This window comes from Halovibrio sp. HP20-59 (genome assembly GCF_033052795.2).
Classification (GTDB): domain Bacteria; phylum Pseudomonadota; class Gammaproteobacteria; order Pseudomonadales; family Halomonadaceae; genus Vreelandella.
Window position 1 is genome coordinate 13,627 of sequence record NZ_JAWJUW020000002.1, and the last position, 14,714, is coordinate 28,340.

Annotated in this window: 16 protein-coding genes and 1 pseudogene; 12 read left to right on the plus strand and 5 right to left on the minus strand. The window is 57.0% G+C overall.

Features of this window, described 5'->3' with window-relative positions; translation table 11 throughout:
* Positions 1 to 2: 2 nt before the first annotated feature.
* Together dmeF and RZA33_RS02245 are read right to left on the minus strand one after the other, a co-directional pair.
* Complete coding sequence (dmeF, locus tag RZA33_RS02240; RefSeq protein WP_317506224.1) at positions 3 to 920, minus strand: CDF family Co(II)/Ni(II) efflux transporter DmeF; 918 nt, start codon at positions 918 to 920, stop codon at positions 3 to 5.
* A 42-nt stretch (positions 921 to 962) separates the two neighbouring features.
* Positions 963 to 1,238 (minus strand): metal-sensing transcriptional repressor, encoded by a 276-nt coding sequence (locus RZA33_RS02245; RefSeq protein WP_317506225.1) that lies wholly within the window; start codon positions 1,236 to 1,238, stop codon positions 963 to 965.
* 501 nt (positions 1,239 to 1,739) lie between these two features.
* Here RZA33_RS02245 and RZA33_RS02250 point away from each other — a divergent pair.
* The gene (locus RZA33_RS02250; RefSeq protein ID WP_317506226.1) at positions 1,740 to 2,429 is read left to right on the plus strand and encodes a VIT family protein; all 690 of its coding nucleotides are present in this window, start codon (positions 1,740 to 1,742) and stop codon (positions 2,427 to 2,429) included.
* A 103-nt stretch (positions 2,430 to 2,532) separates the two neighbouring features.
* Here the strand turns inward: RZA33_RS02250 and RZA33_RS02255 are convergent, their stop codons facing one another.
* The 3 genes and pseudogenes from RZA33_RS02255 to RZA33_RS02265 form a co-directional block, all read right to left on the minus strand.
* Positions 2,533 to 3,102, minus strand: a complete 570-nt coding sequence (locus RZA33_RS02255) for a cytochrome b/b6 domain-containing protein (protein WP_317506227.1) — start codon at positions 3,100 to 3,102, stop codon at positions 2,533 to 2,535.
* A gap of 13 nt (positions 3,103 to 3,115) precedes the next feature.
* The gene (locus tag RZA33_RS02260; protein WP_317506228.1) at positions 3,116 to 3,397 is read right to left on the minus strand and encodes a PepSY domain-containing protein; all 282 of its coding nucleotides are present in this window, start codon (positions 3,395 to 3,397) and stop codon (positions 3,116 to 3,118) included.
* A gap of 127 nt (positions 3,398 to 3,524) precedes the next feature.
* A pseudogene (locus tag RZA33_RS02265) lies at positions 3,525 to 4,017 on the minus strand (transposase); the annotation flags it as partial.
* Positions 4,018 to 4,161: 144 nt separating this feature from the next.
* On the opposite strand from RZA33_RS02265, the gene RZA33_RS02270 reads away from it, so the two are divergent.
* The 11 genes from RZA33_RS02270 (at position 4,162) to RZA33_RS02325 (ending at position 14,472) form a co-directional block, all read left to right on the plus strand.
* The gene (locus RZA33_RS02270) at positions 4,162 to 4,440 is read left to right on the plus strand and encodes a hypothetical protein (protein ID WP_317506229.1); all 279 of its coding nucleotides are present in this window, start codon (positions 4,162 to 4,164) and stop codon (positions 4,438 to 4,440) included.
* A gap of 364 nt (positions 4,441 to 4,804) precedes the next feature.
* Positions 4,805 to 5,356: a Spy/CpxP family protein refolding chaperone gene (locus RZA33_RS02275; protein ID WP_317506230.1), complete on the plus strand. Its 552-nt coding sequence runs from the start codon at positions 4,805 to 4,807 to the stop codon at positions 5,354 to 5,356.
* Positions 5,357 to 5,397: 41 nt separating this feature from the next.
* Positions 5,398 to 5,601, plus strand: coding sequence for a hypothetical protein (locus RZA33_RS02280; protein ID WP_317506231.1), 204 nt, complete (start codon positions 5,398 to 5,400; stop codon positions 5,599 to 5,601).
* A 90-nt stretch (positions 5,602 to 5,691) separates the two neighbouring features.
* Positions 5,692 to 6,054: an NADH-quinone oxidoreductase subunit A gene (locus RZA33_RS02285; RefSeq protein WP_317506232.1), complete on the plus strand. Its 363-nt coding sequence runs from the start codon at positions 5,692 to 5,694 to the stop codon at positions 6,052 to 6,054.
* Between the two features lie 158 nt (positions 6,055 to 6,212).
* Complete coding sequence (locus RZA33_RS19895; protein WP_416337834.1) at positions 6,213 to 7,988, plus strand: heavy metal-binding domain-containing protein; 1,776 nt, start codon at positions 6,213 to 6,215, stop codon at positions 7,986 to 7,988.
* A complete protein-coding gene (locus RZA33_RS02300; RefSeq protein WP_317506233.1) occupies positions 7,985 to 8,881 on the plus strand; it encodes a complex I subunit 1 family protein in 897 nt (298 codons plus the stop codon). The genes RZA33_RS19895 and RZA33_RS02300 overlap by 4 nt, the downstream gene beginning before the upstream one ends.
* Complete coding sequence (locus RZA33_RS02305) at positions 8,881 to 9,417, plus strand: NADH-quinone oxidoreductase subunit J (protein ID WP_317506234.1); 537 nt, start codon at positions 8,881 to 8,883, stop codon at positions 9,415 to 9,417. Before RZA33_RS02300 ends, RZA33_RS02305 begins: the two co-directional genes overlap by 1 nt.
* Positions 9,414 to 9,725 carry an NADH-quinone oxidoreductase subunit NuoK gene (gene nuoK / locus RZA33_RS02310; RefSeq protein WP_317506235.1) on the plus strand — a complete coding sequence of 104 codons (312 nt, stop codon included), beginning with the start codon at positions 9,414 to 9,416 and terminating at the stop codon, positions 9,723 to 9,725. Before RZA33_RS02305 ends, nuoK begins: the two co-directional genes overlap by 4 nt.
* Entirely contained in the window at positions 9,722 to 11,623 is a 1,902-nt protein-coding gene (locus RZA33_RS02315) for an NADH-quinone oxidoreductase subunit L (protein WP_317506236.1), read from the plus strand. The genes nuoK and RZA33_RS02315 overlap by 4 nt, the downstream gene beginning before the upstream one ends.
* 15 nt (positions 11,624 to 11,638) lie before the next feature.
* The gene (locus tag RZA33_RS02320) at positions 11,639 to 13,108 is read left to right on the plus strand and encodes an NADH-quinone oxidoreductase subunit M (RefSeq protein WP_317506237.1); all 1,470 of its coding nucleotides are present in this window, start codon (positions 11,639 to 11,641) and stop codon (positions 13,106 to 13,108) included.
* Complete coding sequence (locus tag RZA33_RS02325) at positions 13,108 to 14,472, plus strand: NADH-quinone oxidoreductase subunit N (protein WP_317506238.1); 1,365 nt, start codon at positions 13,108 to 13,110, stop codon at positions 14,470 to 14,472. Before RZA33_RS02320 ends, RZA33_RS02325 begins: the two co-directional genes overlap by 1 nt.
* Positions 14,473 to 14,714: the final 242 nt, after the last annotated feature.

Here is a 14,714-nt window from a genome sequence, read left to right on the forward strand (position 1 = left end):
TATCAAGCCCTTGAATCTAACTGCGTTTCCACCGATATATGCACCAGAGAATCGCACTGTTGCTGAATGCGCTGCCGGTAAATGTCAGGTGATTCTGGGGTGCCCGAGACCAGCGCGACAATCGCTGCATGGATATTGGGGCCAATCGTCCAAATGTGTAAGTCGGTGATGTGCGTTTGCTCGTCTTCGATAGCCTTTTTAACCTGTGCTTCTAGTTCACTGCGCTGCTGATCAAGTAATACGTTGGCGGTATCCTTAAGCAAAAGCCATGACCATCGAGTGATCAGCACGGCGCCAACAATGCCCATGGCCGGATCCATCCAGTTCCAGCCCATGTATTTACCTGACAGTAGGGCGGCAATAGCCAGCACTGACGTCAAGGCATCGGCAAGTACGTGAAAATAGGCCGCCCGGCGGTTGTGGTCGTGGCTGTGATGGTCATGACCATCATGATCGTGTCCATGCCCCTCTCCACCTAATATCCAAGCCGAAAGACCATTGACTGCAAGCCCTATAATCGCCACAAAAATCGCCCCGTTAAAAGAAATCGCCACGGGATTGATAAAACGATCAATACTCTCAATGACCATGTACAGCGCGAATACGGCTAGCAAAATAGCCCCGGTGAAGCCACCTAGGGCGTTAACCTTGCCGGTGCCGAAAGAGAAGTGTGCGCTAGTGGCATGACGACGTGCATAAATATAGGCGAACGCTGCAATGCCTAACGCCACCGCGTGCGACCCCATGTGGAGACCATCGGCAAGTAAGGCCATTGAGCCATAGGCAATACCGGCGGTAATTTCCCACATCATCATCACAAGGGTGAGGCCAACCACCAACAGCGTTCTGGTCTCGCCGCTGCGTCGTTTATCCTGATCGAAAACGTGATCATGCTGCCAAGCACTAAGATTATGGTGCATTGGAATATTCTCCATTGAGATAGCTATTAAATGAGATAGCCATTAAAGGTAACGAGCAATAGCCTTGAAATCCATGACGTGCTCACGTTGTAACGCTGTTAAAGGCCCGACTGCCGCTTCCATACAGTGGTCGATGTGATCCTGCACCAAGGTTTTTTTTGCTTGTTGAATGGCTTTCTCAACAGCATGGAGCTGCTGGGCAATTTCTAGGCAGGGTCGCTCTTCTTCTATCATGTTGGTCACGCTTTGAAGGTGGCCGCGTGCCCGGTTAAGCCGCTTAATGATCTCTGGATGTGTTTGATGTGAATGCGATGTCATAATGAGTCTCCTTTTATATTCCTATCCCCCTGGAGGGGATATTAAGTTGTTCAGAGTTTTTTTACTATGCCTGTGAATGACGGGCATCGCTGGTGGTGCATTGCAATAGATTATGCACCCGATGTTGTTGCTATAAGAGTCGCTGTGAACGCTTGTCCATCGAAATTTATGTCAACATCTAGGTTATTTAGTGTTACTGCTGATGGTGATGTAGGGGCTTGTCGTGACTAGCATTGGAATGACTCCCTGGCACCCAATTCATCGTCAATGAGTGTTCAGGTCGCTTTTTCGCAATCTAATTCTGAGAGGGTGTGGATCGACGCCAGTTTGGCTCTGGCGGGAGCACTGATTCGAGGAGGTCGCTTCCCAGGCGACGCGTGCGGAAGAAGCGGCTCCATAGCGCCATGATGTAATGTCACGGCTCTAATCCATGTTAGCGTTCAAAGGTATCTGCCGCTCTCCCACAGGAAAGAAAGGGAAGATCAATCACGAGGTGAAGCTATGCAACATACAGAACACCATCGATCTAACCGCTCAGGTTGGCTGCGCGCAGCCGTCATGGGCGCGAATGATGGCCTTGTCTCTACGAGCAGCCTGATCCTCGGCGTGGCGGCAGCGAGCACCGCGCATAGCGACATTATGTTGGCAGGTATTGCAGGGCTGGTGGCCGGGGCTATGTCGATGGCCGCCGGGGAATACGTCTCCGTTAGCTCACAGTCTGACACAGAGCATGCGGATCTTGCGCTTGAAAGCCAAGCGTTGATGGAGCATTTTGATGCTGAATTGGAAGAGCTGGCAGCGATTTATGAAGCGCGTGGGTTAACACCGGCGCTAGCCACTCAAGTCGCTGAACAGCTGATGGCAAGCGATGCCCTAGGCGCTCACGCCAGGGATGAGATTGGCATCACCGAGACAAGCCAAGCGCGCCCACTCCAGGCGGCCTTTTCCTCGGCTGTGACCTTCACGGCTGGCGCCCTGTTGCCGTTGCTTATCGCTTGGTGGGCGCCGCCGTCCTTGCTTATTCTTTTGGTGGCGCTCTTCTCGTTATTGTTTTTGGCTTTTCTGGGGGCGGCCGCTGCCCGTGTGGGTGGCGCGCCGATACTCAAAGCCTCGGTGCGCGTAATGTTCTGGGGCGCATTGGCGATGGCCTTGACCTTCGGCATAGGCCGCCTGTTCGGCGTCGTGGCATAAATAAGGGATAGCGCAGTCATCTCGCTGTGTCAGGCAGGCCTGAAAAGGCCACTCGTGCAAAATTAAGGAGTGGCCACTATCATGGTATTGTCTTAACCGCATCTTAAGGCTGAACATCATGAGCCTTAGCGTTGGAGTTAGAGGTAGGGCGGCGGCGATAGCCATGCAACATGCTAGCGATCAAATTATCGTCTTGCTTGATGCTTTCTACCACAGCACCTAATACATGCAGCGGTACTAGAAAAAGAATCGCGTTGGCCATGAGTTCGTGGGTTTCTTCAACCCAGTCAACCCCCCAGAAACGATCAGTTTCTTCCATCATGTAGCCAGTAAGTCCCAGGCCGAGTATTAGCCCAAGCAGCACCAGCATCATGATGGCGCCCAGCGGTGTATGGGTAATGCCGGTTTTCTCTGTCTTGCTGTCGCGACCGCGCAGCGCACATTGAAGTCGGCTCACAGTAGGCCAAAAGCTCCGCCAGCGTGCACTCCAGGGACCGATAAACCCCCAAAGGATGCGTACGACGATTAATGCCACCAAGACATAACCGACCCATTGGTGTATATCGCTCCCTTCTTCGGTCAGCCATAGGTTGACGGCTACGCCAGCGACCAAAGCCCAATGTACCAACCTGACCAACGGATCCCAAACACGGATACGGGTATTATCGGCCATGGAAACCTCCTGATCAGTCGTCGACTTCCTGCTTCACGATGCTGGCATCTACTGGGTTGAAATAGATCTCTACCCGGCGTTCCTGCTCGTCCCAGCCGTATATCTCGTAGCAGTTTCCCTCGGTGACCTTAAATTCTTTGATCTTGTAACCCATTTCGCGGATACGTTCTTGCATATCAGCTTGGCTGATCCATTCGTCACTGGGGGCATCAGTACAACGGGTCTCGGCCAGCACAGCCGTGCTAGCCGTCAGTAACAATGCCGATGTTATAATCTTAGTGATGTGAGCTTGCATAAGTGATACCTCTTTTCGATGGTGGGTGTATCTGCCAGACAAACTTGTCTGGGACAAGGATCATCTTAAATGAGGTAACTTATGGCAGGCTTAAAGAAGAGTTATTGTCAAATCTGGTGTATGACCATCAGGCGGCGTCTCTGCCGGATTGATCATCCACCCGTTCTCGATCCCGAAACTGGACGTTGTTCACGACCAGCTTCAGTTGGTCAAACCCCTTGATCCGCTTCCAGCGTTTCTGGGCGGACTGGAGTAATTTGAACACCATCGATAACGTGGTGTCGCGGTTGCCACAGGACCGGCTCCGCTTGGTCCTCAACCGCACTGTGGCGAAGGTCGATTCAATCGGATTGGTGGTTCGTAAGTGAATCCAGTGTGCTGCTGGGAAGTCGTAAAAGGCGAGTAGTTCATCCCGGTCTTTCTCAAGGTTGTCCATCGCCTACGGCCAGCTTGGGCGCATGATCCAGGCCACGTTCCCGCAAGCCGGTGAGCAGCTCTCGCCAGCTAGCTTCGGACTCCCGGTGGCCATCTTCAACCGCGAGCAATTCCTTGTCGCCGTGCTCGGTGACCCCGACGATCACCAGCAGGCAGAGCCGGTCATCCAGGCGAACATACATGCCGCGAATGGCTGCTACCAACTCCTGCTTGAGGGTATCAGCCACGGCTACCTGACCTAGAGTCTTATCTCCGACGGCGATGGTTACCACGTTGCCCCTTTTTCCTAGTCCCTACTACAGTACCGATTAACGAAAGACTGCGTTTTAATGACAGCTCCAAGGCTCTTTCTTAGCGTTGTCTTTAACGTTCTGGTCGACGAAGCGGTAATACTCTTCCTTGAAGCGATTCCATCGGTCAGCGCTGACTTCGACACTATGGCGTATAAGGATATTTTCGACATCATCTATGCACAGCCGCAGCGCATCGTAAGCGAGACAGATATGCCTGTGTTTTTCGTCGTAGACTACCTTATCCATCCCGTAAAGCTGATCGATATCCGCTATTGCGTCGTCGATGTGCTCACGCTCATGGCGTTGGATTTTTAAATTCCGAGTCACCAATGTGTTTTCGGTCGGTGTTATCTAAATCAAATAGGTAACGGTTGTTTGTCGATGGTTATATGCCCTCGTTACCCCAAAATTAGCCCGTTAACCTGAATTTAAACTGAAATTACACGCCGTCGTCATCTGAAGTCGCCTAGTTTTTTTATAACATATCAACCTGAAACAGATTACAAAATAGTCGACAAAAATTGACTTGTGACAATATTGAGGTATCGGGTTTGGTTTCTCTTTGACCTGTGGGCTACCTATAGGTTGTAGGCTTATAACGGAAACTAACTCTGCCTTCTTCCATTTTTATTGGAGTAAGGCGACGTCTCGACCCGCAACACGATGAGAGGAAATTGACATGGTTAATTATAAGAAGATCATTGCTATTGCGCTGGCTGCAAGCCTTGGTGCCGCAAGCAGCGTCACCTTCGCTCAAGGCATGAACCAAGGCGCGCAAGGTCAGGGCGGTATGATGGGCGGCCAAAGTGGCATGGGCCCTGGCATGATGATGGGCGGCCAAAGCGGCATGGGTCCTGACATGATGATGGGAGGCCAAGGTGGCATGATGCCTTGCCCCATGATGGGTGGTATGGGTCCGGTGTCCGGCATGTCCGGCATGCTCGACGACGAACAAATGAGCTCGATGCGCGAGATGCGCCAGGAACATCGCTCTACTCAATTGGAGCGGATGGGCGAAATGATGAACCTGCGTGATGACATGATGATCATTATGCAGGCCGAGCGGCCTGATCCGGAGGAGGTAAAAGCGCTGCACGGTCAAATGGCTAACCTACATGGCGACATGATGGCCGATAAAGTGAGCATGCATAATCAGATGCAGGACCTGTTGACCGACGAGCAGCGACAACAGATGAAGGGGAGCATGCCAAGCCACCATGGCCAGCAATAAGTCTTGGTGAGTACCACTTTGTGAATTAGGAGTGATGCAATGTGTCGATGGAAGCTGTGATGGCACTGTTTGACCAACAACCGAATATCGACGGTATTGGTTTAGCCGGTATTGCGATTGATACACCGTGTACACCGAGGCCGCAAGATGAGCCTTACGAGGTATTCGCGTTTACGGATCAGGGACATAAACCCTCTATAATGCTATCAGTGGGGTCGGGCTATTCTCCCAGGCACGGCGCATAAGCTTGCGGCAGTTATACTATTTTTTCGACTCTCGGTAATCATCGACTTAGGTGCGGGACATGCTTGGTTGATTAATCAGGAAATTAGATAATGAGTCTTTTGGAACAATACGGCCTGTTACTAGCCTTGGCGATCGGCATCGCCGGTACGGTTTTCTGTCTGTACGGGCTTGCTCGCGCGATAGGCCCGACATGTCAGGAGCCGGGCAAGGATGTGCCAGCGAGTTCCGGAGTTCTGTCGCGGGATCCGGTATGGGGGCGCTATCACGCCCGCTACTACGGATACGCGTTGCTGTTTCTGGCCTTTGATATGGAGATGGCGTTCATGTACCCGTGGGCAGTGGTTTACAAGGAAGTAGGGCTGGTTGCCTTGCTTGATATGGGTGTGTTTCTGGCGATTCTCTTTCTTGGCCTGCTTTACGGATGGAGTCAGGGGGCTTTCAGGCGGCAATGAGTTCTGTTCCAGCATTAAACATAACGGGCGCACGACAGAAACGGCCCTCAGTGTTGCAGAAGCTGGTTTCTCGGGCCCTGGCGCGTAATCTGGGCTGTCTGATCGTTCCCGGGCCCGAGATTGCCCTGGCGCATGGTCTGGACGTGACCGCGGCAGGCATGCGAACCAGTACTACGCCTCGCGATGCCAGCGTGCTCATGATTGTTGGAGAGCTGTCGGAGAAAATGGGCGACGCCGTGGCCGTGCTCTACGCACAGATGCCCCGGCCGCGTGCCATTCTCATGGTAGGCGGGCAGACACCGTCAACTTTACCTGGTGCCGATGTTTCTGCAGGTCTCTCGCAAAAGGGACTGACCGAAGCCGTAGTTCGACTACAACGTGCATTCGCTGACGGGGCCTTTGCAGCCTCGCCGGAGGCGTTCGACGCCGATGTCCTGCACGCCAGGATTGAGTATGTCTGCCCCATGCATCCAGAAATTGTCGAGGATGAACCGGGTAGCTGCCCCAAATGCGGCATGGACCTGGTAGCCCGAGAGGCGGGGGAGTCCACGCCCGACCACGATCATGAACACCAGCATGATCACGAATACCAGCACCATGGCCACAAGCATGACCATGAGCACGAGCATTGCCATGATCAAGAGCATAAGGGCCACCATGAACATCATCATGGCCATGATCACGAGCACAGTAACGAGCACCAACAGGAATACGCGCACGAAAATGCAGCGGCCGAATATACCTGCCCAATGCACCCGGAAATCGTTCGGGACGAGCCTGGAAGCTGCCCCAAGTGCGGTATGGATCTGGTAGCCCGTGAGGACGCGGAAGATGAGGGCGCCTCAGAAGAGGGCTCCGGGCACGGCCACGATCATCAACATGAACATTCAGGCCATGATCATGGAGAACACGATCATGGAGGGCACGATCACGGCGCCTCGGGATTCATGTCCATGATTGAAGTCACCAAGGATCTGCAGCGCAGCGCCGACGGCCTGCAGATGGACTGGCTTGAGGTGCCGTTCGGTCCGGTTTTTCCTGGCTTGCCCGGTGGCCTGAAGTTGACGCTGACGCTGGACGGCGACGGCGTAACCGAAGGGCAGGCGACCTCCCTGGTGGGTATGACCACCGAAGGTGAAGGGAGTGAAGAGAATGAAGAGAATGAAGGGAGTCAGGAAAGCGAAGAGATGGATGCCGATACATTCATCGAGCACTTGTCCTCGACAATGCCGCTGGCGCCGGTGACCTACCGTCTATTGGCATGTCTTGCGATTGAGCAAGCGGCTGGGCTTAATGACGATCAGGCGACCACTCAAGCCCGGAACGGCGGACTTGAGCGTGAGCGCATCGCCAGTCATCTTGGTTGGCTGGCGCAACTGGGGCGCCAGCTCGGATTCGCTTGGCTGACGCAGCGGGCTTCGACTCTGCAACTGCAAGTCAGAGAGGCTAACCGGGACAGGCTTGCTGAGCTGGAACCAGCGTTGCGCGCATTAGGAACCCGTCTTAGACGGACGCCTTTGCTCAAATCGCGGCTGAAGGATATCGGCGAACTCTCATCAGAATTTTCTGATCTGCGCGGCCCCGTAGCACGTGCTGCCAGCGAAGGCGGAAACGCCTGGGCTCGCCTGTGGCAACGTCTGGCCGAAATAACCGCCAGTCTCGACCTGATAAAGGCGAGCAGCGAACCGGCGCTGCCATCTCTGCGCGACATTGGCGAGGTATCAGGCACCGGTGAGGCAACCGTTGATACGCCCCGCGGCGAAGCCCGGTTAAGTCTGAAACTGGAGCATGGAAAGGTGAAATCCTACAAGCTGGACACCGCGTGCAGTCACCATATCGACCTGGTCCCGAAGCTTGTTGGGGGCCAGGAGCTGGGCGATGCGCTGCTGGCAGTCGGATCACTGGATCTTTCGCCCTGGGAGGTGATCTCGTGACCGTCGCTAGCGTTCTTCTCGCATTGCTTGGCAGCGCTTGGCTGCTGGCCGTGATCGAGGGCTGGATGACCACTGGCCGCCTGAGTCCGGCGGCGCCACTTTTTAGCGGGCTGGCGCACCTCGGTCGTGAATCCATTCTCCCACGCTCGCCAGACCGGGTGTTTTTCGAGGCAGCGCCGGTGCTTCTCCTGGTTGTGGCGGTACTTGGTATGGCGGTCCTGCCGCTGGCGCCGGACCTGATCATTGCGGACCTTGGTGCTGGTGCGCTGTTCATCAACGCGGCCCTGGCCTATGTGCTGGTCGCGGTGATCATGGCGGGCTGGGGGCCGGACGGCGCCTACGCGATGATCGGTGGCTGGCGCTTTCTAGGCCAGCTTATTGCCTATTCCATGCTTATTGTCATGCCGATCACGGCCGTGGCCATGCGCGCCGAATCCCTGTTGAATACCGCGATCGTTGGCTCCCAGGCGGGGCTGTGGAACATCGTCTACCAGCCCCTGGGCTTCGTGCTGTTTTTCATTGCGGCCATGGCACTGGCGTTCCGGGCCCCGTTTGATCTGCCAACCGCAGAGGGAGAGCTTGGCGGGGGCGTGGACGCCGAGTACACCGGGGTGCGCCTGGCAGTGCTTCGCCTGGCCCGACTGACCCTGGTGGTTACCCTGGCTTCCGCAACCACGGTCTTCTACCTCGGCGGCTGGCATGGGCCGCTACTGCCACTCTGGGCCTGGAGTCTGGTGAAGACCCTGGCCGTGGCCGTGTCGATGTTGATGGTCGGTCACTATCTGCCACGTATTCGCGAGGCGGATCTGATGCGGTGGTGCTGGATTATAGGCATCCCCCTGGCACTGGTGAATATCATTGTCGTCGGCTTACTGATTCTGGTGGTTCCCTAATGTACGCACAGGCTTTTTTCGTTGTCGTTTTCGGGTTGGCTGCCATCGGCTTTGGCGTGGTGGTGTTTCGCACATCGTCCATGGTCCGTTCCGCGCTGGCGCTGTTGTTTTCGCAGACCGCCGTCGGCTGCATGTTTCTGGCGATGCAGACCGAATTTCTGGGTGTACTGCAAATCATGATGATGGCCACGGAGATGAGTATCATGGCCATCTTCATGGTGATGTTCATGATGGATCCCGGTGGGCTTGGCGGTATGGACATGAGTCACCAGAAGCGTTTCTCTATCGGTGCTGGGGTGAGTGCGGCCGTTGTTGCTATTGCCGTTGCGCTGCTGTCCGACTGGGGCCCCGCAGCAAAGCAGGTGGTGGATGCGGAAGCGCAGACACGGGCGTTGGGCATGGAGCTGCTTGGGCGCTCGATGATGATCTTCGAAACCGCTGGTATCACCATCCTGACCGCAATGATTGCGGCCACCGCGGTGGCGATTCCGGTGCAGAACCTGGCGAGTAAAAGAGCCAAGGAGGCATCGGAATGACCGCAGTTCTGATAGTAGCGCTTCTGACCGGCGCCATCCTGTTCGGTATCGGCGTCTATGGCGCACTGTCCCAGACCAATCTGGTGATGATCATGATGGGCGTGGAGCTGATGCTGGCGGGGGCCATGGTGAATCTGGTGGCTTTCTGGCGCTTTCTACACCCGGAAGCCTATTCCGGCCAGATGTTCGTGCTGGTGGTGATGACGGTTATGGCACTGGAGATGGCAGTCGGATTTGGCGTCGCCATTGCGCGCTTCCGGGTTAAGGGCTCGGTTGAGATGGAAGAAGCGGAGGACCTGAAAGGATGAATGCAGTGCTCCTGCCAATACTACCGCCGCTGATCGCCGCCCTGGCTGTGTTGTTACTGCGCCGTGGGAGCGCTGTGTTGGCCCTGGCTGGTGCGACGCTCAGCCTGGCAGGCAGTCTCTGGCTGATAGCCCGGGTGGTTGACGGTCAGCCCGAAACCCTACTTCTGCCTGGGCTGCCGGGCATGCCACTGCGCCTGGTCGCCGGGCCGATGACCTCGCTATTGACCGTGGCAGTGGCCACGGTGGCTACGTTCGTTCTGATTTATGCCGTCGGTTATATGAAGCGGGAGTCCGGCCAAGCGCGCTTCTATGCCGTAATGTCGCTGTTCCTGGCGGCCATGCAGGCACTGGTGCTGGCGGGCGACTGGATTCTGCTGCTGGCGAGCTGGGAACTGATCGGTCTGTGCAGCTACCTGCTGATCGGCTTCTGGTTCCAACGCCCCGAAGCCGCGAACGCAGCCACACGCGCTTTCCTCTATACCCGCAGCGCGGATCTCGGGCTTTACGTTGCGATATTCATACTCATAGGGTCAGCAGGTACCAGTGAGATTGCCGCTTCCCTGGAAGCTGACGCTGGAGCGCCCACCATTGCCGGGCTTCTGTTGCTGCTGGCCGCCATGGGCAAGTCGGCCCAGGTTCCCCTGCAGGACTGGCTTATGCGCGCCATGGCTGGCCCGACACCGGTCTCGGCGTTGCTGCACTCGGCCACACTGGTGGCGGCGGGCGCCATTCTGCTGATACGCTCGGCGCCACTGCTGACGCCTGAGGCACTGTTCGCTGTCGGTCTTGTGGGTGGTATCACCACGGTGGCTGCCGGGGTGATTGCGCTGGCTGAACGTGATCTCAAACGCCTGCTGGCGGCTTCCACGGCCAGCCAATACGGCCTGATGCTCATCGCAGTGGGCGCGGGGGTTCCGCTGGCCGCGCTGTTGCATCTGCTCGCCCATGCCGCTATTAAAAGCACCCTGTTTCTTGCCGCCGGTGACTTTCAACATGCTCGCGAGGGTACCGGTTTCGATCAGTTGAAGGGCGTTGGCCGCGCCAGGCCCTGGTCCTTTGGCGGCTTTGCACTGGCAGCGATGGCACTGGCGGGCATCCCACCACTGAGTGGGTTCTTCTCCAAGGATGCGATGATCGCCGCCGCTCTGTCTGCGCCGGGCGCCGTCTTGCTCGGCGCTCTGGCACTGGTCGGCACTCTGCTGACCGGCGCCTACATGGCCCGGGCTCTAGGGGTGCTATGGCAGGGCTCGGGCGATACCCGGCCGGTCGAAGGTACTGGCTGGATGCGCGCTGGCATCTGGGGCCTGGCGATCCCTGCCGCTGTCCTGGGTCTGGCCTTTGATCCCCTGGAAACAATGCTTGATCTGGCGGCTCCGGAAACTGCGGGCATCGTCGTCATATTGCTTGGGCTGGTCGCCGCATTGGTCGGACTGGCCTTGGGTTGGTTGGTGCCGGCCCAACGCCTGCTTGGCCCTGCCCATCAATGGGCAGAGTCGGGGCTGGTGGTGGCAGGCGGGCTTACTGCCTGGGTAGGTCGGCCCGCAATGGCGGTTGCCGGGGGGTGTAACCGTCTGGAAAACCATCTGTACGCGGCCGCACTTGGCATTGGCGATGCTGCTCTCAGCATCGCCCGTGGGGGCGAGCGCCTGGAAAAGCGCCTGTATCAGGCCGTGCTTGGCGTCGGCCGAGCAAATCTGGCGGTGAGTCGCTGGGTTCGGGGCGGTGATGAGCGCGGAATCGACGGCCTGATCTTCGCCCTGGTGGCCGCTGTGCAGGCCCTGGGCGCCCGGGCAAGATCCCTGCAAAGCGGCATGATCCACCACAGTCTGGCGATCAGCGCGGTAGCCACCGCTGTGCTTTTTGTTGTCATCCTGTTTTCAGCTTCACTGAGTTTCTAAAGGAACCCTGTACTCATGTTACCACTCGTATCCCTGACCCTCTTTCTGCCTCTCGTCGGCGCTGTGCTGATTCTGTGTCTGCCGAAACCGACGGCGCGCACGGTGCATGGCATCGCGATCGTCAGTGCCGCCCTGACGCTGGTTGGCGCTCTGGCCATGTGGCTGCAGGGGGTAAGTGGTGACGGCTTTTCCCAGGTCGAAGAGCTGGAGTGGATGCCGGCCATCGGTGCCGCCTACCGGGTCGGGGTAGATGGCATCAGCCTGCCGCTGGTGCTGCTGAGTGCCGTGCTTTTCCTGGTTTCTCTCATCTATGCGTCGTCGCTTCGCGATCGCCCGCGTGCCTATGTGGCTCTGATCCTGCTTCTTGAGACCACGGCAATCGGCACCTTTACCGCCCTGGACGGCATTCTGTTCTATGTCTTCTTCGAAGTTTCCCTGGTGTCGATGTACTTCATGATTGTCGGCTGGGGGCACGAGGACAGGCAGCGTGCCGCGCTGATGTTCTTTATCTACACCCTGCTGGGCAGCTTGCCATTATTGCTCGCGATTCTGGGGCTTTACCTCGGCAGCCCTGATCCTACCTTCGATATGCGGGCCTGGATTGCCAATCCTCCCCTGGAGGGAGCGGCGGCCATGTGGGCGCTGATTGCCATGCTGATTACCTTCGCGGTCAAGATTCCGGCGATACCGTTGCATACCTGGTTACCTGCGGCCCACGTGCAGGCACCGACCGTTGGTAGCGTTATCCTGGCGGGCATTATGCTGAAGTTCGGCACTTACGGGCTGGTGCGGTTCGCCCTGCAAATGACCCCTGACGCTTTCCGCGAGGCCGGAATCATTGTTCTATTCTTTGGCGTAGTTAGCGCGATTTACGGCGCCTTTGCCGCCCTGGCACAGACCGATCTCAAGCGCCTGGTAGCCTATACCTCAGTCAACCACATGGGCTACGTCATTGTCGGCGTCGCTGCGGCCGCATTGACGCTGGATCCAGCGATCCGCGCCACCGCTCTGGATGGCGCCGTGCTGCAGATGTTCAGTCACGGCCTGGTCACCGGTGCCTTGTTCCTGCTGGTGGGCATGATTCAGGAGCGCGCCCATACCCGCGAAATGGGGGAGTTTGGCGGCCTGCTCAAAACGGTTCCGTTACTTGGCTGGTTCTTTGTGCTGGCGGCCTTCGCGTCGCTGGGTCTTCCGGGCTTGGCGCACTTCCCGGCCGAGTTCCAGATATTCCTCGCGACTCTCGGCACCGCTCCCATTGCGGTTATCGTGATTTTGGGCATTGCCATTATCGCCGGAACCTTTCTCAAGGCCCTGCGTGAAATATTCCTGGGTGAGCCCCGGGATCGCTGGGATAGAATGCCGGACCTGAGCCCACGCGAAATTCTCGCGGTGGCGCCCTTGCTGTTGCTCACCGTTGCCACTGGCGTGGCGCCATCCTGGGTGCTGGACGTCATTCACCGCACCACATCAGCACTGGTGCAGTAATGGGTCATGATCTCGCACTATTAATTCCGGAAATTGCCGTTCTGTTGACGGCTGTCGGTGCGCTGATCGCGGAGATGCTGCGCCGACCACGAATTTCACTGGTCGTTGCCGTCATTGGGCTGGTCGTCGCCACGGGGCTGACCCTGCGACTGCTCGGCACAGACACCACGATATTTGGCGGCAGCTTCCGTATTGATACGTTAAGTATCTGGGCCAAGCTCATTCTGCTGCCAACTACAGTGCTTTCGATGCTGCTGGCGAGGGTTGATGTCCGGGGTAGCGCCCGCGAGGGTACGGTCTACAGCCTGCTAATTTTTTCCACCCTGGGTGCCCTGGTGCTGGCGGGAGCAGGGGATACCATGTTCCTGGTGCTGGGCACACTGCTGACAGGCCTGGCGACTTTTGCTCTGGTTGCCTACCCGGATACCGACCCGGCGACCGAAGCCGCCATGAAATTCTTCGTGTTCGCTTCGGTCACCACATCGATCATGATTTTCGGCCTGAGCTACTGGTTCGGTGCCTCCGGCTCTACGCTACTCGTCGATCTGCCGGGCAGGGATACGATGCCGCTGGCTGTGATTCTTGGGTTCGTGGCTGTGGTTGTGGGTCTGGGCTATAAGGCATCACTGGTTCCGTTCCACTTCTGGGCACCCGACGCCTATGAGGGTGCACCCCTGTCGATTGCCGCCTACCTGTCGGTAGTACCCAAAATTGGTGCCCTGTTGGCGCTGGCCCAGGTGGTTCGTGAGCTGCCCCTGGAAACTGGCTGGACGGTAGTCATGGCGGGCCTGGCCGTGCTGAGCATGACCTATGGCTATCTTGCGGCGCTGGTGCAGGACAACGTTATCCGGCTGCTGGCCTATTCATCGATTGCCCAGTCCGGCTATTTCCTTCTGGGCATCCTGGCGGTGGGCTCCAGTGAGCTTGCCTTACCATCAATCATACTGTTCGCTGCCGCGTATGCAGCCATGAACCTGGGCGCATTCTCAGTTACTGCCACCACCGGGCGCACTCTGAGTGATTTTGACGGGTTGGGGCGCACGCGACCGCTGATAGGAATCGCAATGGTGATTTTCCTGTTGTCGCTGGTCGGCATTCCGCCACTGGCCGGCTTCGTCGGTAAGTTTATGCTTTTTGCTGCAGCCATCGATGTCCAGTTTACCTGGCTGGCTGTGGTGGCGATCATCAACAGTGTGCTGTCGCTGGCGGTGTACCTGCGGATCGTCGTGCCGATGTACAGGTCAGGGGAGTCGGCATCCGTTGCAACCGACCCATGGCACGGAATCGTGGTGATCACAGCGTTTGCGGCTACGCTTATCATTGGTTTCGCTGCTCAGTTTGTCCTGGTCAGGGCGTTTTCATAGTGGCGCAGGGCTACGTACGGACGTATCTTATCGTTCTAAGACAGCGGGCGCTGCCTGAAATGCTGCCGAAACGATGTTGGCGTGTGGAAACCGATTCTTTCCGCAATGGCTTCTACAGACAGGGACGTTGACAAACACCGGCCCTGGCATTCGCCTAGGTACAGTGACTACCACAGAGAACTACCTCGGCTAACGCTATAGCTTTGCGCCAGGTGCTCACTGCATTGACGCCTTCTTAGCAT

What these genes read in the sequence shown, in the direction of transcription:
- dmeF (WP_317506224.1), bottom strand. Translation starts at nt 920, where the DNA reads ATGCACCATAATCTTAGTGCTTGGCAGCATGATCACGTTTTCGATCAG.
- RZA33_RS02245 (WP_317506225.1), bottom strand. Translation starts at nt 1,238, where the DNA reads ATGACATCGCATTCACATCAAACACATCCAGAGATCATTAAGCGGCTT.
- RZA33_RS02250 (WP_317506226.1), top strand. Translation starts at nt 1,740, where the DNA reads ATGCAACATACAGAACACCATCGATCTAACCGCTCAGGTTGGCTGCGC.
- RZA33_RS02255 (WP_317506227.1), bottom strand. Translation starts at nt 3,102, where the DNA reads ATGGCCGATAATACCCGTATCCGTGTTTGGGATCCGTTGGTCAGGTTG.
- RZA33_RS02260 (WP_317506228.1), bottom strand. Translation starts at nt 3,397, where the DNA reads ATGCAAGCTCACATCACTAAGATTATAACATCGGCATTGTTACTGACG.
- RZA33_RS02270 (WP_317506229.1), top strand. Translation starts at nt 4,162, where the DNA reads ATGACAGCTCCAAGGCTCTTTCTTAGCGTTGTCTTTAACGTTCTGGTC.
- RZA33_RS02275 (WP_317506230.1), top strand. Translation starts at nt 4,805, where the DNA reads ATGGTTAATTATAAGAAGATCATTGCTATTGCGCTGGCTGCAAGCCTT.
- RZA33_RS02285 (WP_317506232.1), top strand. Translation starts at nt 5,692, where the DNA reads ATGAGTCTTTTGGAACAATACGGCCTGTTACTAGCCTTGGCGATCGGC.
- RZA33_RS19895 (WP_416337834.1), top strand. Translation starts at nt 6,213, where the DNA reads ATGCGAACCAGTACTACGCCTCGCGATGCCAGCGTGCTCATGATTGTT.
- RZA33_RS02305 (WP_317506234.1), top strand. Translation starts at nt 8,881, where the DNA reads ATGTACGCACAGGCTTTTTTCGTTGTCGTTTTCGGGTTGGCTGCCATC.
- nuoK (WP_317506235.1), top strand. Translation starts at nt 9,414, where the DNA reads ATGACCGCAGTTCTGATAGTAGCGCTTCTGACCGGCGCCATCCTGTTC.
- RZA33_RS02315 (WP_317506236.1), top strand. Translation starts at nt 9,722, where the DNA reads ATGAATGCAGTGCTCCTGCCAATACTACCGCCGCTGATCGCCGCCCTG.
- RZA33_RS02320 (WP_317506237.1), top strand. Translation starts at nt 11,639, where the DNA reads ATGTTACCACTCGTATCCCTGACCCTCTTTCTGCCTCTCGTCGGCGCT.
- RZA33_RS02325 (WP_317506238.1), top strand. Translation starts at nt 13,108, where the DNA reads ATGGGTCATGATCTCGCACTATTAATTCCGGAAATTGCCGTTCTGTTG.